This is a genomic window from Kitasatospora sp. NPDC048296 (genome assembly GCF_043201815.1).
Taxonomy (GTDB): domain Bacteria; phylum Actinomycetota; class Actinomycetes; order Streptomycetales; family Streptomycetaceae; genus Kitasatospora.
This window is the reverse complement of record NZ_JBICZB010000028.1, coordinates 77867-100422: the sequence shown is the minus strand read 5'-3', so window position 1 is coordinate 100422 and position 22556 is coordinate 77867. Positions and strand designations below refer to the sequence as shown.

General features: G+C 72.5%; 19 protein-coding genes. 7 read left to right on the top strand and 12 right to left on the bottom strand.

What is annotated here, in order from left to right:
• Positions 1-163: 163 nt before the first annotated feature.
• Positions 164-3019, bottom strand: a complete 2856-nt coding sequence (locus tag ACGF12_RS18920; protein WP_393030903.1) for a DEAD/DEAH box helicase — start codon at positions 3017-3019, stop codon at positions 164-166.
• A gap of 242 nt (positions 3020-3261) precedes the next feature.
• Between ACGF12_RS18920 and ACGF12_RS18915 the strand changes: the two genes are divergently transcribed.
• Together ACGF12_RS18915 and ACGF12_RS18910 are read left to right on the top strand one after the other, a co-directional pair.
• Positions 3262-3636 carry a hypothetical protein gene (locus ACGF12_RS18915; protein ID WP_393030886.1) on the top strand — a complete coding sequence of 125 codons (375 nt, stop codon included), beginning with the start codon at positions 3262-3264 and terminating at the stop codon, positions 3634-3636.
• 29 nt (positions 3637-3665) lie between these two features.
• On the top strand, positions 3666-4061 hold the full coding sequence (locus ACGF12_RS18910; protein WP_393030883.1) for an ArsR/SmtB family transcription factor: 396 nt from the start codon (positions 3666-3668) through the stop codon (positions 4059-4061).
• A gap of 1 nt (position 4062) precedes the next feature.
• Here the strand turns inward: ACGF12_RS18910 and ACGF12_RS18905 are convergent, their stop codons facing one another.
• A complete protein-coding gene (locus ACGF12_RS18905; protein WP_393030880.1) occupies positions 4063-5235 on the bottom strand; it encodes an aminotransferase class V-fold PLP-dependent enzyme in 1173 nt (390 codons plus the stop codon).
• An 83-nt stretch (positions 5236-5318) separates the two neighbouring features.
• On the opposite strand from ACGF12_RS18905, the gene ACGF12_RS18900 reads away from it, so the two are divergent.
• From ACGF12_RS18900 to soxR, 4 genes are all read left to right on the top strand, one after another.
• Entirely contained in the window at positions 5319-7385 is a 2067-nt protein-coding gene (locus ACGF12_RS18900; protein ID WP_393030877.1) for a prolyl oligopeptidase family serine peptidase, read from the top strand.
• 85 nt (positions 7386-7470) lie between these two features.
• Positions 7471-7848 carry a YrdB family protein gene (locus ACGF12_RS18895; protein ID WP_393030874.1) on the top strand — a complete coding sequence of 126 codons (378 nt, stop codon included), beginning with the start codon at positions 7471-7473 and terminating at the stop codon, positions 7846-7848.
• Between the two features lie 202 nt (positions 7849-8050).
• Positions 8051-10420 (top strand): immune inhibitor A domain-containing protein, encoded by a 2370-nt coding sequence (locus ACGF12_RS18890; RefSeq protein ID WP_393030871.1) that lies wholly within the window; start codon positions 8051-8053, stop codon positions 10418-10420.
• 382 nt (positions 10421-10802) lie between these two features.
• A complete protein-coding gene (soxR, locus tag ACGF12_RS18885; RefSeq protein ID WP_393030868.1) occupies positions 10803-11261 on the top strand; it encodes a redox-sensitive transcriptional activator SoxR in 459 nt (152 codons plus the stop codon).
• Between the two features lie 116 nt (positions 11262-11377).
• On the opposite strand, the gene ACGF12_RS18880 is transcribed toward soxR, so the two are convergent.
• The 5 genes from ACGF12_RS18880 to ACGF12_RS18860 are packed head-to-tail and all read right to left on the bottom strand — an operon-like array spanning position 11378 to position 17067.
• Positions 11378-12358, bottom strand: coding sequence for an ABC transporter ATP-binding protein (locus tag ACGF12_RS18880; RefSeq protein ID WP_393030900.1), 981 nt, complete (start codon positions 12356-12358; stop codon positions 11378-11380).
• A gap of 5 nt (positions 12359-12363) precedes the next feature.
• On the bottom strand, positions 12364-13359 hold the full coding sequence (locus tag ACGF12_RS18875) for an ABC transporter ATP-binding protein (RefSeq protein ID WP_393030865.1): 996 nt from the start codon (positions 13357-13359) through the stop codon (positions 12364-12366).
• Positions 13359-14345 (bottom strand): ABC transporter permease, encoded by a 987-nt coding sequence (locus ACGF12_RS18870; RefSeq protein ID WP_393030862.1) that lies wholly within the window; start codon positions 14343-14345, stop codon positions 13359-13361. Before ACGF12_RS18870 ends, ACGF12_RS18875 begins: the two co-directional genes overlap by 1 nt.
• Positions 14342-15301: an ABC transporter permease gene (locus ACGF12_RS18865; RefSeq protein WP_393030859.1), complete on the bottom strand. Its 960-nt coding sequence runs from the start codon at positions 15299-15301 to the stop codon at positions 14342-14344. The genes ACGF12_RS18870 and ACGF12_RS18865 overlap by 4 nt, the downstream gene beginning before the upstream one ends.
• Positions 15302-15312: 11 nt before the next feature.
• Positions 15313-17067 carry an ABC transporter substrate-binding protein gene (locus ACGF12_RS18860; protein WP_393030856.1) on the bottom strand — a complete coding sequence of 585 codons (1755 nt, stop codon included), beginning with the start codon at positions 17065-17067 and terminating at the stop codon, positions 15313-15315.
• A gap of 154 nt (positions 17068-17221) precedes the next feature.
• Between ACGF12_RS18860 and ACGF12_RS18855 the strand changes: the two genes are divergently transcribed.
• Complete coding sequence (locus ACGF12_RS18855; RefSeq protein WP_393030853.1) at positions 17222-18673, top strand: aminopeptidase P family protein; 1452 nt, start codon at positions 17222-17224, stop codon at positions 18671-18673.
• Between the two features lie 20 nt (positions 18674-18693).
• On the opposite strand, the gene ACGF12_RS18850 is transcribed toward ACGF12_RS18855, so the two are convergent.
• From ACGF12_RS18850 to ACGF12_RS18830, 5 genes are all read right to left on the bottom strand, one after another.
• The gene (locus ACGF12_RS18850) at positions 18694-19023 is read right to left on the bottom strand and encodes a helix-turn-helix domain-containing protein (RefSeq protein WP_393030850.1); all 330 of its coding nucleotides are present in this window, start codon (positions 19021-19023) and stop codon (positions 18694-18696) included.
• Complete coding sequence (locus ACGF12_RS18845) at positions 19020-19391, bottom strand: type II toxin-antitoxin system RelE/ParE family toxin (RefSeq protein ID WP_393030847.1); 372 nt, start codon at positions 19389-19391, stop codon at positions 19020-19022. Before ACGF12_RS18845 ends, ACGF12_RS18850 begins: the two co-directional genes overlap by 4 nt.
• Positions 19392-19490: 99 nt before the next feature.
• Complete coding sequence (locus tag ACGF12_RS18840) at positions 19491-20513, bottom strand: nitronate monooxygenase (protein ID WP_393030844.1); 1023 nt, start codon at positions 20511-20513, stop codon at positions 19491-19493.
• Between the two features lie 74 nt (positions 20514-20587).
• Complete coding sequence (locus ACGF12_RS18835; RefSeq protein WP_393030841.1) at positions 20588-21214, bottom strand: response regulator; 627 nt, start codon at positions 21212-21214, stop codon at positions 20588-20590.
• The gene (locus ACGF12_RS18830) at positions 21211-22419 is read right to left on the bottom strand and encodes a sensor histidine kinase (RefSeq protein ID WP_393030838.1); all 1209 of its coding nucleotides are present in this window, start codon (positions 22417-22419) and stop codon (positions 21211-21213) included. Before ACGF12_RS18830 ends, ACGF12_RS18835 begins: the two co-directional genes overlap by 4 nt.
• Between the last annotated feature and the right edge of the window lie 137 nt (positions 22420-22556).

Sequence of the window (22556 nt, the reverse complement as noted above, 5' to 3'; positions counted from 1 at the left end):
GCCCGCCCGCGCCGCCCCCGGCCGCCGCCCCCCGCGCGCGCCCCCCCCGGCCCGCCGCGCCCCCAGCGCCAAGGCCACAGGCCTGGCGCTCCCACCCTCTAGATACTCGTGAGGTCGCCCACGGCCGAAGGCCCGGGCGACCTCACGATCCACATCGGGATCGCTAACCCACCGAGGAGTAGGCGATGATGCCGCGGCGCAGGCCGTCGACGGCCTTGCGGGCGGTCTTGCGCAGTTCGGCGTCCTCGCCGGCCGCGTCCTGGATCTGGCCGAGGACGTCGATCAGCTGCTTGGTCCAGCGGACGAAGTCGCCGGCCGGCATGTCGGCGTCGCGCAGGACCTGGTCCAGGCTGTGGCCGAGCGCCCAGCGGTAGGCGGCCCAGGCGAAGCCGAGGTCGGGCTCGCGCTGGCCGACGCCCTCGGCGGTGTTGATCCGGTGCTGCTCCTCCAGGGCGTCCAGGTGGCCCCAGATCCGGACCATCTTGCCGAGCGCCTCCTTGGCCGCGCCCTCCGGCACCCGGGGGGCGCCGGCGTCGTCGGACTGGCGCGCCTCGTACACCAACGCCGAGGCGCAGGCGGCGAGTTCAGCGGCGGCCAGGCCGCTCCAGACGCCCTCGCGGATGCACTCGGAGGCGAGCAGGTCGAGTTCGCCGTAGAGCCGGCCGAGCCGCTTGCCGTCGTCGGTGACGGTGTCGCCCCGCAGGTAGCCGAGGTCGGTGAGCAGCCCGCAGACCCGGTCGAAGGTGCGGGCGATGGTGTGGGTGCGGGAGCGCATCCGGCGTTCCAGCAGTTCGGTGTCGCGGTGCAGCCGGTGGTAGCGCTCGGCCCAGCGGGCGTGGTCCTCGCGGTCGGAGCAGCCGTGGCAGGGGTGCTGGCGCAGTTCGGTGCGCAGCCGGGTGATCTCCGGGTCGTCGGCGGCGGCCGCGCGGCCGCGCCGGAACCGCTCGGGCTCCAGGTGGCCGGCCTTGGTGCGCAGCGCGGAGGCGAGGTCGCGCCGGGACTGCGGGCTGCGCGGGTTGAAGGACTTGGGGATGCGCAGGCGTTCTATCGCGGCGACCGGGTGCGGGAAGTCGATCATCGCGAGCCGCTTGACCTGCCGTTCGGCGGTGAGCACCACCGGGCGCGGGCCGTCCTGGAAGTCGGGGTGGCGCGTGCCGCCCCGGCCGGAGCGGCTGACCGGCGGCAGGCCCGGGTCGAGGACCAGCGCGAGGCCGGCGAACTTGCCGGTGGGCACGTGGATGACGTCGCCCGGCTTGAGCTGCTCGATGGACTCGATGGCGGCCGCGCGGCGCTGGCTGGTGCCCTCGCGGGCCAGCTCGTTCTCGCGGTCCTTGAGTCGGCGGCGCAGCTCCATGTACTCGTCGAAGTCGCCGAGGTGGCAGGTCATCGACTCGCGGTAGCCCTCCAGGCCCTCCTCGTTGCGCTGCACCTGGCGGGCGATGCCGACCACCGAGCGGTCGGCTTGGAACTGGGCGAAGGAGGTCTCCAGCAGTTCGCGGGAGCGGTGCCGGCCGAACTGGGAGACCAGGTTGACGGCCATGTTGTAGCTCGGCCGAAACGAGGACTTGAGCGGGTAGGTGCGGGTGCCCGCCAGACCGGCCAGCGCCTCCGGGTCGAGGCCGCGCTGCCAGAGCACCACGGCGTGGCCCTCGACGTCGATGCCGCGCCGCCCGGCCCGGCCGGTGAGCTGGGTGTACTCGCCGGGGGTGATGTCGGCGTGGGTCTCGCCGTTCCACTTGACCAGCTTCTCCATGACCACCGAGCGGGCGGGCATGTTGATGCCGAGCGCCAGGGTCTCGGTCGCGAAGACGGCCTTGACCAGGCCCTTCACGAAGAGCTCCTCGACGACCTCCTTGAACCGGGGCAGCATCCCGGCGTGGTGGGCGGCGATGCCGCGCTCCAGCCCGTCCAGCCACTCGAAGTAGCCGAGGACGTGCAGGTCCTCGTCGGGGATGTCGGCGCAGCGCTCCTCGACGACGGCGCGGACCTGGGCGCGCTCGGAGTCCTTGTTGAGCCGCAGCCCGGAGCTGAGGCACTGTTGGACGGCGGCCTCGCAGCCGGCCCGGCTGAAGATGAAGGTGATCGCGGGCAGCAGGCCCTCGGCGTCGAGCCGGTCGATGACGTCGACCCGGCCCGGGGTCCAGACCCGGCCGGGACGGCCGTTGGGCATCGAGCGGCCCCGGCCGCGGCCGAAGCGGTCGCGGGGGTTGCGGTCCAGTTCGGAGCGGGCGAGCCGGACCAGCTCGGGGTTGACGGCCTTGCCGGGGTTCTTCAGGTTGTTCTTGGGGCGGCCGTCCCGGTCCGGGTCGGCGAACAGGTCGTACATCCGGTTGCCGGCCATCACGTGCTGCCACAGCGGCACCGGGCGGGTCTCGGAGACGATCACCTTGGTGCCGCCGCGGACGGTGTCCAGCCAGTCGCCGAACTCCTCGGCGTTGGAGACGGTCGCGGAGAGCGAGACGAGGGTGACCGACTCGGGGAGGTGGATGATGACCTCCTCCCAGACGGCGCCGCGGAAGCGGTCGGCGAGGTAGTGCACCTCGTCCATGACGACGTAGCCGAGGCCGTCGAGGGTGCTGGAGCCCGCGTAGAGCATGTTGCGCAGCACCTCGGTGGTCATGACCACCACGGGGGCGTCGCCGTTGACGCTGTTGTCGCCGGTGAGCAGGCCGACCTTGGCGGCGCCGTAGCGCTTGACCAGGTCGCCGTACTTCTGGTTGGACAGCGCCTTGATCGGCGTGGTGTAGAAGCACTTTCGGCCCGACTGGAGGGCCAGGTGCACGGCGAACTCGCCGACGATGGTCTTCCCGGAGCCGGTGGGAGCGGCGACCAGGACGCCCGACCCGGCCTCCAGCGTCTCGCAGGCCTCCAGCTGGAAGTCGTCCAGCGGGAAGTCGTACAGCTGCTGGAAGCCGTACAGGGCGGTGGCCTGCTCCTTGGCCCGGCGACGGCTGGCCGCGTACGCCTCGGCGGGGCTGAGCTCCTGGACTTCCTGGGGCTCTGGATCGGGGGTGTTCATCGCCGTCCGGGTGTGGTTGGTGTGATCTCGCATCTCAGCGAGAGGTTACCCGGGAGGAGTGACATCGATAGCACCGATTTCCGCGCCAGGAGATCACTCCTCTCTCAGATCCATAGTTGCAAATGTCTTCAAGTGATCGGGATATAGCCAGGTTCGAACGTCTCCGGTCATTCCCGGTGGAGTCCGGCAGTTGCTCCCTACCTTCGTGGTCACAGCCACCAACTCACGGGAGGACAGCCACGATGGCGAACCTGGAGACGTCCCTCAAAGAGGCCATGGGGATCGACGGCGCGATCGGCGTCGCCCTGGTCGACTACGGCAGCGGCATGGCCCTCGGCAGCCTCGGCGACGGAGGCGAGCTGGACCTCAACGTCGCCGCGGCCGGGAACACCGACGTGGTCCGCGCCAAGATGCGGGCGATGGAGATGCTCAACCTCCACGACAACGAGATCGAGGACATCCTGATCACGCTGACCCACCAGTACCACATGGTCCGGCCGATCACGACGCCCAGCGGCCGCGGCCTGTTTCTCTTCCTGGCGCTCAACCGCAACCGCTCCAACCTCGCGATGGCCCGCCACCAGCTCAAGCGGATCGAACTCTCGCTGGAGATCTGAGCCCACCGACACCAGGGAAGGGGGGCCTCGTGACGGTAGCGCTCTACCAGGCCAAGGCCGAGTTCTTCCGGATGCTCGGCCATCCCGTCCGGATCCGGGTGCTGGAGCTGCTCCAGGACGGACCGACGCCCGTCCGCGGCCTGCTCGCCGAGCTGGAGGTCGAGCCCTCCAGCCTGTCGCAGCAACTCGCGGTGCTGCGCCGGTCGGGCATCGTCACCGCCACCCGGGAGGGCAGCACGGTGGTCTACGCGCTGGCCGGCGGCGACGTCGCCGACCTGCTGCGAGCAGCCCGGCGGATCCTCACCGGGCTGCTCGCCGACCGGAACATGCTCCTCGCCGAGCTGCGGGCGGCCGGCGACCAGCCGTTCCCCGAGGCGGTCGGCGGTTCCGCGCAGCGACCGGCCACTCCTCGAAGTGTCCCTTGAGCTACTCCTTGAGCAGCTCCACCAGCGCGTCCGCGAGCCGTTCGTACTCCGCCGCCCGGTTGTACAGCTGGGCGCTGACCCGCAGCACCCCGCCGTCGGGCCCCGGCCGGACGGCGACCCGGATGCCGTGCCGCCGCCACAACTCGGCCAGCAGCGCCCGGACCTCCGTCTCGGTGCCGAACCGGCCGTCCGGCAGCCGCACGGCGCGCATCCACACCTCGGGCGACGCGGGCAGCGGCCGCAGGCCCGCCCGCTCGACCAGCACCCGCCGGCCGTAGGAGGCGAGGGCCGCGTTGTGCGCGGCCACCGCCTCCCAACCGAGCCCGCGCAGCAGCTCGAAGCCGGCCGGGGCGGCCAGCCAGGGCGTGTAGTCGCAGGTGCCGCGCCACTCGACGTTGGCCGGGAAGCCCCGGTGGTGCTCCCAGGACAGCGCCAGCGGGCGGACCCGGGCCGTCCACTCCGGGCGGACGGCGAGCACGCCGGTGGCGCGCGGGGCGAACGCCCACTTGTGAAGGTTGCCGAACCAGAAGTCGGCGTTCGGGTCGACCGGGGCGGGCAGCATGCCGGGGGCGTGGGCGCCGTCCACCACGGTGGTCACCCCGCGCTCGCGCAGCTCGGCGAGGAGCTTCGGGGCGGCCACCGTACGGGCGGTGAGCGAGGTGATCCGGTCCAGGACGGCCACCGTGGTGCGGCCGTCCACGGCGGCGAGCACCGCCTCCCGTACGGCCTCCTCGTCCGGGGCGTCCAGCGGGACCTCGGCCACCACCAGCTCGGCGCCGGTCTCGGCGGCCTTGCGGGCGACGGCCTGGTTGACCGCGCCGTAGCCGTGGTCGGTGACCAGGATCCGGTCGCCGGGGGCGAACGGGATGCTGTCCAGGGCGATCGCGACCGCCTCGGTGACGTTGGCGACCAGCGCCAGCCGCGCCGGGTCGGTGGCCAGCTCGGCGGCGATCCGCACCCGGGCCCCGGCGATCCGGTCCGGCAGGTCGGCGAAGAAGCCGTCCGGATCGAGCTCGTGCTCGGCCCGCAGCCGCTCCTGCACCCGCTGCACCGGGACGGGCACGGCGCCGTACGAGCCGTGGTTCAGGTGCGCGTCCCCCGGCGAGACGCTGAACAGGCCCTCAGCGACGAGCAGCGGGGCCGGGGGCTCGGCGGTGCTCAGGTCGTCGATCACGGTGGTCCTCCCCTGGCATGATGTGTGACATTTCACATGACAGACTTCTGGTCGGGTGAGCATCGCACGACCACCATCGGGCCGTGACCATCACCGACGCCTTCCTCTCCCTCAGCGCCCGTACCGGTCGGTTCACCTACGGCGCCCCACGCGCGTACACCCTCGCCGAGGACGGTACCCGGCTGCTGCTGCTCCGCTCGACCGGTTCCGAGGATCCGCTCGACCGCCTCCACCTGCTCGACCTCACCACCGGCGAGGAGCGCCTGGTCGCCGACCCGGCCGTGCTCGCCCCGGGCCATAGCGGTCGGCGCGCCGAACTGCCCGCCGTCGAGCGGCGGTTGCGCGAGCGCACCCGGCTGGTCGCCGCCGGGATCGGCGGCTACGCGGCCACCGCCGACCTCGCCACCGCCGCCCTCACCCTGGACGGCCGACTGTTCCGCATCGACACCGCCACCGGCACCGCCGTCGAACTCCCCACCGCCGGGCCCGCGTTCGACCCCCGACCGCACCCCGAAGGCCGGCGGGTCGCCTACGTCGCCGACGACGCCCTGTACGTCACACCGGAGTCGACGCCGATCTCCCCCACCGACGGCGCCCGCTGGGGCGTCGCCGAATTCGCCGCCGCCGAGGAGCTCGGCCGCTCCCGGGGCCACTGGTGGCGCCCGGACGGCGGCGCGCTGCTGGCCGCCCGGGTGGACGAATCCGCCCTCCCCCGCCGCTACTTCGCCGACCCCGCCCACCCCGGCGAGCCCGCCGAGGACTTCGCCTACCCGCAGGCCGGCGGGCCCAACGCCGACGTCCAGCTCTGGGTGCTCGGCCTGGACGGCAACAGGGCCCGAATCCACTGGGACGCCGCCGCGTTCCCGTACCTCTGCGAGGCCTCCTGGGCCTCGGACGGCGAGGTGCTGCTCACCGTCGCCGACCGCCTGCAGCAGCGGGTGCTGCTGCTCAGCGCCGACCCGGCCACCGGCGCGACATCCGAACTCTCCCGCACCACCGACGAGTTCTGGGTGGACGACCTGCCCGGCACCCCCGCCCGGCTGCCCGACGGCCGCCTGCTCACCGCCCACGACAGCCCGCAAGCCCGCGGCCTCGCCGTGGACGGCAAGCCGCTGGACAGCGCCGGACTGCAGATCCGCCGGATGGTCGGGCAGTACGACGGCCGGCTGCTCTGCGAGACCGGCCAGGGCGACACGGCCGACCAGCACCTCCACCTGGTCGACCCGGACGGCGGCCCGCCCGAACTCCTCAGCGCCGGACCGGGCGTGCACTCCGCGCTCGCCGCTGCCGGCACCCTGCTGCTCACCACCGCCACCGCCGACGGCGTCCGGCGGGTGGTCCGGCGCGCGGGCCGCGAGCTGACACTCACCGACCGGAGCGCAGCCCTGCCGTACACCGTCCTCCCCCGGCTCGCCCGGGTCACCGAACGCGCCCTGCCCACCGCCGTGGTGTACCCGCGCGGGCACGTCCCCGGCCGCCGGCTGCCCGTCCTGCTGGACGTCTACGGCGGGCCCGGCTTCCAGGCCGTGGCCGCCGAGCCGCGCCGCTGGCAGCTCCGCCAGTGGTGGGCCGACCAGGGCTTCGCCGTGGTCACCACCGACAACCGCGGCACCCCCTTCGTCTCCCCCGACTTCACCCGGGCGATCTTCCGGCGCTTCTCCCGGGTCGCCCTGGACGACCAGGTCGACGCCCTGCACGCACTCGCCGCACACCACCCCGACCTCGACCTCGGCCGGGTCGGCGTGCGCGGCTGGTCGTACGGCGGCTACCTCGCCGCGCTCGCCGTACTGCGCCGCCCGGACGTCTTCCACGCCGCCTGCGCGGGCGCTCCGCCCACCGACTTCCGGCTGTACGACACCGCGTACACCGAGCGCTACCTCGGCCTGCCCCAGGACAACCCCGAGGGCTACACCGACGACTGCCTGCTCACCGACGCCCCCGGCCTGACCAGGCCGCTCCTGCTGATCCACGGGCTGGCCGACGACAACGTCCACCCCGCGCACACCCTGCTGCTCTCCCAGGCGCTCACCCGCGCCGGGCGCCCGCACAGCGTGCTGCCGCTGCCGGGCGTCACCCACATGACCCCGGGCGGAACGAACGAGCAGCTCGCCATGGCCGAACTCGCCTTCCTGCGTGCGTCTTTGGGTTGATCCATTGAGTCCGGCCGGTCGGACTGGGACACTCCGCACGACCGCCGCCCGGCCCGGGCGGCTCGGTGAGACGGGGAGAACGCGGATGAGATTCGAGAGACCGGGCCCGGTCGGCCGGCGGCAGTGGACCCCGCTGACGGCCACCAACGCAGGACTCGCCTTCGGGCTGGAGCTCGCCATGCTGGCGGCGCTCTGCTACTGGGGGTTCAAGACCGGCTCCAACCTGGCCACCCGGCTGCTGCTGGGCATCGGCGCCCCGGCGCTGGCAGCCACCGCCTGGGGCCTGTTCCTGGCCGCGGGCGGGCCGAAGTTCCGCCAGCCGCTCGGCGTGGAGATCGCGCTCAAGCTCCTGGTCCTGCTCACCGCCGCGCTCGCCCTGCACGCGACCGGGCGGACCACCCTCGCGGTGGTGTACGCCGTGCTCGTGGTGATCAGCGTCGCCGTGGAGTACAGCACGCGCTGACGGTCCGCCGGAAAGGGGCGCCGCACCAAAGGGTGCGGCGCCCCTTGCGTTTGTGGTCGACCTCTTCCACGTGACCCGTGACATGTGAAATATTACCTGCGCTTGACCGACCGATGCCCGGAAGCAGAAGCAGCCACCCCTGGCCCCCGCCCCCGCCCCCGTCGGCCCCTTTGACCCCCATCCCCCGGAAAGGACCGGTCAGTTGCGCAGACTGTCCGCGGCCCTCGCCGCCGCGCTCACCACGAGCGCGATAGCGGCCACCCTGCTGGGCACCCCCGCCCAGGCCGCTCCCCCCGCACCCCTCACCGTCACGGCCGCCGCCGCGGCGACCGCACCGGAGGGCGCCGAGGCCCCGCCCGCGCCGCTGGTTCCCCAGGAGCGCGAGCGCCAGGCCCTGCGCGGCAAGGCCCTGGAGCAGCTCAACAAGGGCGCCGTCGCCAAGACCGCCGACAAGCGCGCGCCCGCCAAGGTGCGGATCGGCAACGACTACGTCCAACTCGCCCACCAGCGCACGGACAAGGTCTTCGTGATCCTCGCCCAGTTCGGCGACGAGGTCGACAACACCACCCAGTGGAACGGCCGGCCCCGCTACGGCGGCACCCCCGGCCCGCGCCACGACCAGATCCCCCGGCCGGGCAAGGACGACAACCACACGCTGTGGGAAAGCGACTTCAACCGCGAGTACTACCAGAAGATGTTCTTCGACGACACGCCCGGCGCCGTATCGATGCGCAACTACTACCGCACCCAGTCCTCCGGCCGCTACGACATCGAGGGCAGCGTCAGCGACTGGGTCACCGTCCCGTACAACGAGGCCCGTTACGGCAGCAACAAGGGCCCCCAGGGGTCCGGCGCCTGGACCCAGGCCCAGGAGTTCGTCCGGGACGCCCTCAAGGCCTGGTACGACGGCGAGATCGCCAAGGGCCGCTCCGTCGCCGACATCAGGGCCCAGCTCGCCCAGTACGACGTCTACGACCGCTACGACCACACCAGGACCGGCGAGTTCAACCAGCCCGACGGCTACCTGGACAACGTGATCGTGGTGCACGCGGGCGTCGACGAGACCTGGGGCGGCGGCGCCCAGGGCGCCGACGCGCTGTGGGCGCACCGCAGTTGGGCCTTCCCGGACGCGACCGGGCAGACCGGCCCGGCGGGCGACAAGATCGGCGGCGCGCCGGTCGGCGACACCGGCTTCTACGTCTACGACTACGTCCAGGCGGGCGAGAACAGCGGCGTCGGCCTGTTCGCCCACGAGTACGGCCACAACCTCGGCCTGCCCGACCTGTACCCCACCAGCGGCGGCGACAACAGCGTCAACTTCTGGTCGCTGATGTCCTCCGGCTCCTACCTCGGCAAGGGCCCGAACACCACCGGCGGCTACCCCGGCGACCTCGACGCCTGGAGCAAGCTGCAGTTCGGCTGGCTCAACTACGACGAGGCGCAGGCCGCCACCCGCTCCACCCACGCCCTCGGGGTGAGCAGCTACAACACCGACCTGGCCCAGGCCGTCCTGGTCCACCTGCCGGACGGCACCACCAGCACCGACCTGACCGACCCGTACGAGGGCGGCAAGCAGTGGTGGAGCGACACCGGCGACAACCTCGACAACTCCCTGTCCCGGGAGGTCGATCTGCGCACCGCCGCCGGCCCGGCCGCCCTGGACGCCGCGGTCTGGTACGACACCGAGCAGGACTACGACTTCCTCACCGTCGAGGCCTCCACCGACCAGGGCAAGCACTGGACCGCCCTCGGCGGCACCGTGGACGGCACGCCGATCGGCAACACCAGCGCCAACACGCCCGGCCTGAGCGGAAGTTCCGGAACCTATCGGAAGCTGCACATCCCGCTGGACGGCTACCTCGGCCAGCAGGTCCGGCTGCGTGTCCACGCCACCTCGGACGGCAACACCCACGGCAGGGGCGTCCTGGTCGACGCCGTGAAGCTCACCGCCGGCGCCGCCGTGCTGTTCGCCGACGGAGCCGAGAACGGCGCCAACGGCTGGACGGCCAACGGCTTCACGATCATCACCGGCCGCACCGCGGTCAAGCAGCACCCGCGCGCCTACCTCGCCGAGAACCGCCGCTACACCGGCTACGGAGCGTTCCTGAGGACCGGCCCCTACAACTTCGGGTACGGCGGCGTCGCGGGCAAGGCCAACGTGGTCGACACCTACCCGTACCAGGAAGGCGTCCTGCTCTGGCTGTGGGACACCTCGTACGGCGACAACAACACCAAGGACCACCCCGGCGGCGGGCTGATCCTGCCCATCGACGCCCACCCGACGCCGATCCGCTTCGCCGACGCCGGCCTGGTCAACGGGCGGGCGCAGACCTTCGACGCGCCGTTCTCGCTCAAGCCCACCACGCCGTTCACCCTGCACCAGGGCGGGGTCGCGGTGCGGATCCCGGCCGAGCCGGCCGTCCCGGTGTTCAACGACCACACCGGCGTGTACGGCGACCCGGCCACACCCCAGCTCACCGTGAAGGTGCCGGACACCAACACGAAGATCGAGGTGGTCCGGGAGTACCAGGACGGGCGGATCACCACCGTCCGGGTCGGCCCGGCCTCCTGAGCCGCACGCGAGAAGGCCCCGGATCCCCCCGACGAAAAGGGATCCGGGGCCGGTCCGTGGCGGGCCCGCCGGTAAGGGGCCGGTCTCCGTCCGCCCGCTACCGCACCCGGCGGGCGGTGAGCACGGCGGTGAAGTGCAGGTTCATCGCGTACAGCGCGCCCCCCCGGCCAGGACCGACGCGGCTGCGGCGAACCGGCGGGAGAACAGTTCGCGTCACCCTCCGGAGGAACCTCCGGAGGGTGACTGCGTAGTGCAACTTGCCTGATCAGAAAGGACTGTGGCGTTCTCTACGACGGAAGTCCCGGTCACTTCCGGTACGCTAGGACTTCAACAGAACTTGAAGTCAAGGAGGGGCCGTGGGCGAGAACACCGGGGCGGGCGCATGAGTACGGCGCCGGTGGACCTGCTGAGCGTCGGCGAGGTGGCCCGGCGGGCCGGGATCGCCACCTCGGCGGTGCGCTTCTACGAGGACCAGGGGCTGATCTCCTCCGAGCGCTCGGCCGGGAACCAGCGCCGCTACCGGCGGCACGTGCTGCGCCGGATCTCGCTGATCCTGGTCGCCAAGCGGCTCGGCATCCCGCTCGCCGAGGTCGCCGAGGTCTTCACCGGCCTGCCCGAGGACCGGATGCCCGGCAAGCACGACTGGGAGCGGATCTCCCGGCGCTGGGCCGAGCAGCTGCGCGCCCGCCGGACGGAGCTGGAGCGGCTGGAGGGCGAGCTGACCGGCTGCATCGGCTGCGGCTGCGTGTCGCTGCGCCGCTGCCGGGTGCTCAACCCGGGCGACGAACTCGCCACCGAGGGCCCCGGCCCGCGCCTGCTGCTGCCGAACGACGAGCACTAACCGGACGCCGAGCAGCTGCCGAGCAGCCGCCCAGCAGGCACCGAGCGTTGGAACCCGGTCGGACGCGGCCCTCGTAAGGTTCCCCGCCGCGCCCGACCGGGGGTCTGTGGCGGCCCTCAGGCCTCCGGGAAGTGGCAGGCCGCCTCGCGCAGCCCCGTTCCGACCACCCGCAGCAGCGGCCGCTCCGTCCGGCACACCTCCTGCGCCTTCGGGCAGCGCGGGTGGAAGCCGCACCCGGCCGGCGGGTTGGCCGGGCTCGGCGGGTCGCCGAGCAGCACGATCCGCTCCCGGGCCCGCTCGGCTGCCGGATCCGGCAGCGGTACGGCCGACAGCAGCGCCCGGGTGTACGGGTGCGCCGGGTTTCCGTACACCTCGGCCTTGTCGCCGATCTCGACGATCCGGCCCAGGTACATCACCGCGACCCGGTCGCAGACCCGCTTGACCACCGAGAGGTCGTGCGCGATGAACACGTACGCCAGGCCCAGCTCGCGCTGCAACTGCTCCATCAGGTTGACCACTTGGGCCTGGATGGAGACGTCCAGCGCGGACACCGGCTCGTCGGCGATCACCAGCTTCGGCGAGGTGGCCAGCGAGCGGGCGATGCCGATGCGCTGCGCCTGGCCGCCGGAGAACTCGTGCGGGTAGCGGTCCAGGTGCTCGGGGATCAGCCCGACCAGCTCGATCAGCTCGGCCGCCCGCTTGCGCGCCTCGGCCGCGCCCGTGCCCTGGACCAGGAGCGGTTCGGAGATGATCCGGGCCACCGTCTGGCGGGGGTTGAGCGAGGAGTACGGGTCCTGGAAGACCATCTGCAAGTTCCGTCGGTGCGGGCGCAGTTGGGCCTGGGAGAGGCCGCCGATCCCGATGCCGTCGAGGGTGACGGTACCCGAGGTCGGGTCGAGCAGCCGGACGATCATCCGCCCGGTGGTGGACTTCCCGCAGCCGGACTCGCCGACCAGGCCGAGCGTCTCGCCCGCACCGAGGTCGAAGCTGACCCCGTCCACGGCCCGGATCGGCGCCCCGGCCCGCCCGGAGCGGCCGCGCCGCCCGGGGAAGGTCTTCACCAGGTCCCTTACGGACAGCAGTGGTTGGTCGTTCACAACGGTCACAGCACTCCCTCCGGCACCAGCGGCAGGTGGCAGGCGGCCTGATGGCCGGGGGCGAGCGGGCCGAGTACCGGGCGCTCGGCCAGGCAGCGGGCGTGCTCCTCGGCGGACGCGGCGGTGGTGCGGGCGCAGCGCGGGGCGAAGGAGCAGCCGGGGGCGGGGACGATCAGTGACGGCGGGCTGCCGGGGATGGCCCGCAGCGGGGCGTCGTCGGTGTCGTCCAGGCGCGGCAGCGAGTCCAGCAGGCCGCGGGTGTACGGGTGCGCCGGCTGCGCGAACAGCCGTTCCACCGGGGCCTGTTCGGCCGCACGGCCGCCGTACATGACGAGCACCTCGTGGGCGACCCGGGCGACCACGCCGAGGTCGTGGGTGATCATCACGACGCCGAGGCCGCGTTCCTGCTGGATCCGGGCGATCAGGTCGAGGATCTGCGCCTGGACGGTGACGTCCAGGGCGGTGGTGGGCTCGTCGGCGATCAGCAGCTCGGGTTCGCAGGCGAGCGCCATGGCGATCATGACGCGCTGACGCATGCCGCCGGAGAACTGGTGCGGGTACTCGTCCACCCGGCGGGCCGGTTCCGGGATGCCGACCTCGGCCAGCATCTCGACGGCCCTGGCCCGTCCGGCCTTTCGGCCCGCCTTGAAGTGCACCCGGTAGTGCTCGGCGATCTGCTCGCCGACGGTGTAGAAGGGGTGCAGGCTGGACAGCGGGTCCTGGAAGATCATCGCGATCCGCCGGCCCCGGACGGCGCCCAACTCCCGCTCCCCCAGCCCGTTCAGCTCCTGCCCGCCGAGCCGGATCGAGCCGGTGACGGCGGCGCCGCGGTGCAGGCCCATGACGGCGAGCGAGGTGACGGACTTGCCGCTGCCGGACTCGCCGACCAGGCCGAGGGTGCGCCCGGCCTCGACGGTGAAGGAGATGCCGTCGACGGCCCGGACGGTGCCGCGCGGGGTGTCGAAGCGGACCCCGAGGTCCTCGACTTCCAGGAGAGTCATCAGTACCTCACTCTCGGGTCGACGTACGCGTAGAGCAGGTCGACCAGCAGGTTCGCGGCGACGATGAAGGCGGCCGCGAGCAGGGTGACGCCGAGGATGACGGGCTGGTCGGAGCGGACCAGCGCGTCGTAGAAGAGCCGTCCCACCCCGGGCAGTCCGAAGATCGACTCGGTGATGACGGCCCCGGCCAGCAGCCCGCCGAGGTCCATCCCGAGGATGGTCAGGATCGGCGTCATCCCGGAGCGCAGCCCGTGCTTGACCGCGACGGTCGTGGCGGGCAGGCCCTTGGCCCGGGCGGTACGGATGTACGGCTCGGCCATCGCCTCGATCATCGAGTTTCGGCTCTGCCGGGCGTACATGGCCGCGTACAGCAGGGCCAGGGCGATCCACGGCAGCAGCAGGTTGGAGGCCCACTCGACGGGATTCTCGGTGAACGCGTGGTAGGCCGGGTAGGGCAGCAGCCCGGCCGTCCTGACGACACCCCAGATCAGCATGATCGAGGTGAAGTAGACCGGCAGCGAGGCGGCGCCGACCGAGAGCACCATCAGCGCCTTGTCGGTCATCCCGCCCTTGCGCAGCGCCGAGGTGACGCCCGCGCCCAGGCCGAGGACCAGCCAGAGCACGGCCGCGCCGACGGCCAGCGAGACGGAGACCGGCAGCCGGTCGGTGAGCAGGTTCCAGACCGGCAGCGAGTACTCGTAGGAGTACCCGAGGCAGGGGAAGCCGCAGTGGGTGGCGCTGGGACCGCTGCCGTAGTCGCGCCCGGCGAAGATGCCGGTCACGTACGTGATGAACTGCTCCCAGACCGGCTTGTCGAGCCCCATCGCGACCTTGACCTCGGCGATCCGCTCGGGACTGCAGGTCTTGCCGCAGGCGGCCACCGCCGGGTCGGAGGGCAGCAGGTAGAAGATGGTGAAGGTGATCGCGCAGATCGCCAGCAGGATGCCGAGCGCGCCGAGCAGCCGGCGGCCGAGGTAGAGGATCACGACCGGCCTCCTCGCGGGTCGAGGATGTCGCGCAGCGCGTCGCCGAGCAGGGTGAAGGCGAGCACGGCCAGGAACAGGAAGGCCGTCGGGATCAGGAAGTACGTCGGGTCGGTCTCGTAGAAGCTGATGCTCTCGGCGATCATCTGGCCCCAGGAGGGGGTCGGCGGGCGCACGCCCACCCCGAGGTAGCTGAGCGCGGCCTCGGTGGCGATCATGCCGGGGACCAGCAGCGTGGTGTAGGCGATGATCGGGCCGGAGACGTTGGGCAGGATCTCGCGGGTGAGGATGCGCCAGGAGCGGGCGCCGCCCACCTTGGCGGCCTCGACGTACTCGCGGTGCTTGAGCGAGAGGGTCTGCCCCCGCACCACCCGGGCGATGCCGGGCCAGGTGAACATCCCGATCACCAGGGTGATCAGCAGGACCCGGTTGACGTCCTTGGCCACCGACATCATCGAGATCATGAAGATCAGCGAGGGGAAGGACATGGTGAGGTCCATCAGCCGGGACAGCACGGTGTCGGTCCGCCCGCCGAAGTAGCCGGCCGCGATGCCGACCAGGGTGCCGGTCAGCACGACCACGGCGGTGGCGGTGAAGGCGATCAGCAGCGAGACCTGCCCGCCGTGCAGCACCCGGGCGAACAGGTCGCGCCCGGTGGCGGGTTCGACGCCCAGCCAGTGCCGGGTGCCGATCCCGCCGAAGTCCCCGATCGGCTGTCCGCCCAGGTACGGGTCCACGGCGCGTTTGTCGAACTCGTCGGGGCCCCAGCCGCCGAGCGCGCTCAGCGGTCCGGCCAGGGCGACGAGCAGGACCAGCAGGGCGACGACGACCAGGCCGAAGCGGGCCGACCCCTTGGCCCAGAGCTGGTCCCAGACCAGCCGCCAGGGCCCGCGGCCGGAACGTTTCGCCGGGCCCGCCCCGACCGTGTCGGCCGTGGCCGTTTCGATGGTGGTACTCATCGGACGGTCCCTCAGCCCTGGCTCTTGGAGGGGTCCTTGAGGCCGATCGTGGCGAAGTCCCACTGACCGGTCCACACCGGGTGGCCGAAGGCCCCGGCCACGTTCGTCCCGGCCAGCAGCGGGCGGCGCTGCCACAGCATCGGTACGGTGGGTGCCTTCTTCATCAGGTCCTCGTTGAGTTGCACCCACGCCTTGTTGGCCTCGGTGACGTCGGTCATCGCGTTGATCTGGTCGATCCGGTCCTCGGTGGCCTGGTCGCGGAACTGCTCGACGTTGCCCTGGTTGCCCTTCTCCTTGATGGTGCGGCCGTCGAAGACCAGCGGCAGGAAGGTGGCACCGGAGGGGTAGTCCGGACACCAGCCGAGGATGGCGAGGTCGGGGGCGTTCTTGGTGTCACCGATGGTGTCGTAGTAGACGGACGGGTCGGCGGTGGTGATGGTGACCTGGATGCCGACCTTCGCCAGCGACTGCTGCAGGGCCTCGGCCCGGGTCTTGTCGCCGGAGGAGGTGGTCAGCGAGACCTTGAGGTCGGTCTTGCCGGCGTCCTTGAGCAGCTGCTTGGCCTTCTCCGGGTCCCCGGTGGCCGGGATCTTCAGCGGGTCCAGCCTGCTTCCGCCGGACAGTGCGGGCGGCAGGTAGGAGGTGGCCACGTCCCCCATCGCCGGACCGCCGTTCGCGGTCACCTGCGCGTCCCGGTCCACCGCGTACATCAGCGCCTCGCGGACCTTGGGGTCGTCGAACGGCGCCTTGGAGGTGTTGGGGTACAGCATGTCGGTGCAGCCCTGCTGCTCGGCGATCAGCCGGGACTTCACATCCGCCTTGGGCAGCACCTTGGCGACCGACTCGGGCCGCAGGTTCATCCATTCGACCGCGGAGGCGTCCGCGCCCTCGCTGGCGATGATCCGGTCGTCCACCTGGCCGCCCTTGAGGCCCTCGGTGACCACGATCCGGTCCGGGTAGGCCTTGCGGACCGGGTCGGTGGACTGGTCCCAGTTGGTGTTGCGGACCAGGACCAGCTGCTTGCCGCGGTCGTAGGTCTCGATCTTGTACGGGCCGGAGGAGAACGGCCGCAGGTCGTACTGGGTGCCCTTGTCCTGGGACTGCGGGACGGGGGCGAAGGTCGGCAGGGTCGCGGTGTACGAGAACTCGGCGACCGGGCGCTTGAGGTGGAAGACGATCGTCCTGTCGTCGGGGGTCTCGATGCTGGACAGGTGCTCGCCGTTCAGCGGGCCCTTGTAGTTCTCGCCGCCGGCCAGGTACTGCTGGGCGTAGTCGGGGCCGCCGGTGAGGTCCGGCGCGAAGGAGCGCTCGACGTTGTACTTGACGTCGGCGGACTTGATCGGCGTGCCGTCCTCGTACTTGACGCCCTCCTTGAGGGTGAACGTCCAGGTCTTGCCGCCGTCCGAGGACTTGCCGAGGTCGGTGGCGAGGTCGGGGACGATCTCGCTGCCCGCCGCGCCGGGCTCGGCCTTGAAGGTCACCAGGGTGCGGTAGAGCAGCCGGATGCCGAAGTCCATGTTCGGCATGGTCCAGTTGCGGGCCGGGTCGAGGTGGGCGAAGTCCTGGTTGGACAGCACGGTCAGGGTGCCGCCCTTGACCGGGGTGCCGCCGACGATCGTCCCGGACGCGGCGCCGGGGGCTCTGGTGCTGCCGGCCGCGGCGCCGTCACCGCCGCTGTCGCTCTTGTCGTTCTTGCAGGCCCCGAGGCCGAGGGTGAGGGTCGCCGCGAGGGCCGCCGCGAGGAGGGCATGGGTGCGCCTGGTCATGTGCAACTCCGCTGTTGGGGGCCTGCTCTGGCCGCTCCGCCGTGTGACCCGTAACATAGTAATGTGAAATTGCACTGCACAAGAGGTGGCGCCGGTCGTTACCCAGCCGTGTCCGTGCGCCCTCACCTCCCCAGCCCCGCCTAGGAGTTCACCGGTGACCCACCCTCAGACCGGCCTCAACACCGGCAGCCACGACCTCCCGGTCTCCCCCGAGCTGGACGCCTTCATGGGCGTTCGCTGGACCCCCACCCCGCTACCCGCCGACCAGCGCGTCCCCGGCTACGACCACTTCCCCGGCCGCCGGGCCCGGCTCTCCGCCGCCTTTCCCGGCGAGCGGCTGATCATCCCCGCCGGACGCCTCAAGGTCCGCTGCAACGACCTGGACCACCGCTTCCGCCCGCACAGCGCGTACGTCTGGCTCACCGGACTCACCGGCGAGGACCAGGCCGACCACGTCCTCGTCCTCGAACCGGCCGGCCCCGAGGGTCACGAACCGGTGCTCTACCTGCGCCCCCGCTCCCCGCGCAGCGGCGGCGAGTTCTACCGCGACCGCCGCTACGGCGAGTTCTGGGTCGGCCGCCGGCCCGACCTCGGCGAAGCCGCCCGACTCACCGGGCTGCGCACCGAACACCTCGACGACCTCGGCAAGTTGCTCACCGGACCGCAGCCGCCCACCCGGGTGCTGGCCGGCACCGACGCCCTCGTCGACTCCGCCACCGGGCGCCCCCGCGCGGACCTGCGCGACGGCGAACTCGCCGCCGTCCTCTCCGAGTTGCGACTGATCAAGGACAGGTGGGAAGTCGGGCAGCTGCAACTCGCCGTCGACCACACCGTCACCGGCTTCGAGGACGTCGTCCGCGCCCTGCCCACCGCACTGCGCCACCACCGCGGCGAACGCTGGATCGAGGGCGTCTTCGACCTGCGCGCCCGCGCCGAGGGCAACGGCACCAGCTACACCACCATCGCCGCCTCCGGCGCCCACGCCTGCGTCCTGCACTGGATCCGCAACGACGGCGCCCTCGACCCGAACTCCCTGCTCCTGCTGGACGCCGGCGTCGAGACCGACACCCTCTACGCCGCCGACATCACCCGCACCGTCCCCCTCAGTGGCACCTTCACCCCGATCCAGCGCCAGGCCTACGACCTCGTCCTCGCCGCCCAGAGCGCCGGCATCACCGCCCTGCGCCCCGGCGCCCGCTTCCGCGACTTCCACCAAGCCGCCATGCGCGTCATCGCCGAAGGCCTCGCCGACTGGGGCGTCCTCCGTGTCCCCGCCGACCGGGCCCTCGCCGAGGACAACGGCCTCCACCGCCGCTACACCCTCTGCGGCAGCGGCCACATGCTCGGCCTCGACTACCACGACTGCTCCCAGGCCCGCGCCGACCGCTACCTCGACGCCACCCTGGAGGAGGGCATGGTCCTCACCGTCGAACCCGGCCTCTACCTCCAGCCCGACGACGAAACCCTCCCCCTGGAGCTACGCGGCATGGGCATCCGCATCGAGGACGACCTGGTCATCACCGCCGACGGCGCCCACCTGATGTCCGGCGCCCTGCCGCGGACGGCCGAGGCCATCGAGTCCTGGATGGCGGACCTGCTCGGTTGAGACCGGGACGGAGCGGACGATCAGGCGACCTTGATCGTCCGCTCCCCCTGCCTGACGGTGACCTCGACCTCCCCACCGATAGCGGCGGCATAGGCCCGCAGGTTGTCCAGGCTGTCCACCTGCCCGTGCTCGATCTGGGACACCCGCGCCTGGCTCACCCCGAGCAGCTCAGCCACGTGCTTCTGGGTGAGCCCGGCCTTTCGCCGCAGCTCGGCCAGCTCATGCCCCCGGACCTGAGCCAGCGTGTCCTGACGAATCCGCGCCCGCCTCGCTTCCGCCTCCGGCGTCGCCAGCTCCGGAAACCGCTTCATGACCTCGGCCCGAACCTCGGCCCAACTACGCCCCTTCATCGGCGTGCTCCGTTCCGTTGCTCCTCGACGTAATCCGCGTAGCGCTTCTCCGCCAGAGGAATCGACTCGTCGTACCACTCCGACCAACGACCGGACTTGTCACCCGCCACGAGGATGATGGCTTCGCGCTCCTGGTCGAAGACGAACAACATACGCACCTCGCTGGCACCCGAGGGCCCTGGCCTCAGTTCCTTGAGGTTATGCAAACGACTGCGGTGGATCCGGTCCACCACGGGCCGCCCCAGAGTCGGGCCCTCGTCGGCCAGCAAGTCCAACGCCTCGAGAATGTTCTCCGCCGTTTTCGGGTCGTCCTCGCAGACCTGCAAGTACCACTCCTCAACCGGCGCCAGAAGTGTGATCTCCCGCACGCAGCCACATAAGTTGGCTCTTATACGTTACCGCGCACTTTCCCACCCAATCCACCCCTGCGAGCGACGACACGCCCCGGCCAGTGCGCGCCGGGCGCACTACCCCCGCGCGTCCCGCCACAGCTCCGCGACGATCCGCTCCGCCGGGCCCGTGCGCGCCAGCCGGTGGGCGGTGCCCGCCCAGAGGTGCATGGCGTCCGTGTCCCCGCGGCGGGTGGCGGCCGCACGCAGCGGGGCGGTGAGGTGGTGGACCTCGGGGTAGGCGGGCGGGGCGTACGGGCCGTGGCGGTCGATGAAGGCGTTGCGCAGGCCGCGGGCCGGGCGGCCGGTGAAGGCGCGGGTGACGACGGTCTCCGGCAGTTCGGTGAGCGCGGCCCGGTGGGCGGCCGAGGCGCCGGACTCGTCGGAGCGCAGCAGCGCCGTCCCCAACTGCACCGCGACCGCCCCGGCCCGCAGCGCCGCCGCGATCGCCGGGCCGTCGCCCAGCCCGCCCGCGGCGATCAGCGGCATGGCGGTCACCGCCCGTACGGCGGGCAGCAGTTGCAGCAGCGGCAGCTCGCCTGGCAGGTCCGCGACCCGGTGGGTGGCGCGGTGCCCGCCGGCCTCCGGGCCCTGCACGCACAGCGCGTCCATCCCGACCGCCTCCGCGGCCCGCGCCTCCTCCGGCGTGGTGACGGTGCCGACCTGCAGCGTCCCCGCCGTCCACAACGCCGCCGCCTCCGCGGCCGTCGGCAGCCCGAAGGTGTACGAGACCACCGGCACCGGGTCGGCGAGCAGCGCGGCGAGTTTGGCCTCCCAGTCGTCCCGGTCCGGCCCGATCTCCTCCGGAAGCGCCACCCCCCACCGCTCGGCCTCCGGCCGCAGCCGCTCCCGGTAGGCGGCGACCGCCGCCGGATCCCCGGGCGGGGCCGGGACGAAGAGGTTCACCCCGTACGGCCGGTCGGTCGACTTCCGTACGGCGGCGACCTGCTCGGCCATCCCCTCGGCGCTCCGGTAGCCCGCGGCCAGGAACCCGAGCCCACCGGCCCGGTTCACCGCCGCCACCAGCTCGGGCGTCGAGGCCCCGCCCGCCATCGGGGAGCCGATCACCGGCACGGCAAGCTCGTCGAGACGGACGGTCATCGGGGCGCTCCTCACACTGCTACGGGCACGGACCGATCCCACGCTACGCCCAGCGGATCGGCCCCACCCGACACTCAGCGGATCAGCCCCCGCCCCCGTGCCTCCCGCACCGCCGCCGTACGCGAGTCGACCCCCAACTTGGTGTAGATGTGCACCAGATGCGACTTCACGGTGGCCTGGCTCAGGTGCAGCTGCTGGCTGATCCGCTGGTTGGTCAGCCCGTCCGCGACCAGCCCCAGCACCTCGGTCTCCCGTGCGCTGAGCGCCGCCGCGGGCGCCCGCATCCGCTCCAGCAGCCGGTCCGCCACACTCGGCGCCAGCGCGCTGCGCCCGGCCGCGGCGGCCCGTACCGCCTGGGCGAGTTCCTCGGGCGGCGCGTCCTTGAGCAGGTACCCGGTCGCACCGGCCTCCAGCGCCGGCAGGGTGTCCGCGTCGCTGTCGTAGGTGGTGACCACCAGCACCCGCGGCGCGCCCGCCCGGGCGGTGATCGCCGCCGTGGCCTGGGCCCCGTTCATCGCCGAGCCGGGCCCGAACTGCAGGTCCATCAGCACGACGTCGACCCCCGGCTCGGCCGCCAGCTCGACGGCCCGCTCGGCGGTGGCGGCCTCCGCCACGATGGTGAAGTCCGGTTCGCTCTCCAGCACCGCCCGCAGCCCGGCCCGCACCACCGGGTGGTCGTCGGCGATCAGCAGCCGGATCACGGGCCGACCTCCGTGGTGACCGGCAGCAGCACCGCCAGCGCCGTACCTTCCCCGGGCGCCGACTCGACGGTGAAGCTGCCGCCGAGCGCCCGCGCCCGGGCCCGCATCGAGGGCAGCCCGAAGCCGCCGTCCCCACCCCTGCGGCCGGCGACCACCGCCGGATCGAACCCGGCTCCGTCGTCGAACACGTCCAACGCCACCTCGCCCTCCATGTAGCTGAGTGTCACCTCGGCCCGCGAGGCCTTCGCGTGCCGCACGGTGTTGCCGAGCGCCGACTGCGCGATCCGCAACAACGCCACCTCCTGCGCGGCCGGCAGCCGGACCGGATCCCCGGAGACGTGCAGGTGGACGGGCAGACCGCTGTGCGCCGTCGTGGTCGCGCACAGCCGCTCCAGCGCGACCGGCAGCGGATCGCCGTCCAGCGCGGGCGGGGTGAGCGCCCGGACGAAGCGCCGGGCCTCGTCCAGGTTGTCCTGGGCGGCCTGCCGCGCCTGCTCGACGTACCCGGCGGCGGCCTCGGTGCGCTCGGGCAGCGCCCGCTGGGCGGCCCGCAGCAGCAGCTGGATGGAGCTGAGGCTCTGCGCGAGGGTGTCGTGGATCTCCCGGGCGAGGCGCTCGCGCTCGGCCATCACCCCGGCGGTGTGGTGGGCGGCGGCGAGGTCGGCGCGGGCGGCGGTCAGTTCGTCGATCAGCCGGCGCCGCTCCTCGCTCTCCCGGTACAGCGCCTGGTAGCCGAGCACGGTGGCGGTGGCGACGGCCGCGCCGAGCGCGGGCCCGATCGAGGCGGCGACGCTGAAGCTGTGCTGGTGCCAGGACCAGGCGGCGATCGCCGCGGCCGCGGTCAGTCCGACGGCCACCGGTCCGCCGCGCCGCCCGAGCAGGTGCAGCTCCAGGAAGTACAGCGGGAACGCCAGCCACACCCCGTCCTGGGTGGCGACCAGCAGGCCCACCCAGGCGACGCCGAGCAGCGCCAGCCAGAGCCCGGCGGCCCGCCGGGAGGTACGAACCGCGGCCAGCCTCGGCCCGACGGCGTACCCGGCGGCCATCGCGGAGGCCGCGGCGGCGACGGCGGCCGGATCGCCGTCGCCCCGTCCGACGAAGACGGCCCGGGCGACGGCGAGGGCGAGCAGGCCCGCCACGAGCAGATGCAGGCAGACCCGGAGGACGCGGGCGACGGGGGTGGTTCTGGATCGTTCGGTCGCCATCCCTCCAGCCTAAGTTCCGAGCTCGAGACCCGGCATCAATCAAAAGGTTGAACTCCGCTTCTGCCCTTCGATGCCGAGGATGCAATCCCGGGTGCGATGTCCCGAGGCCTCCTGGTCGGCGACGGTGGAAGCGTCGA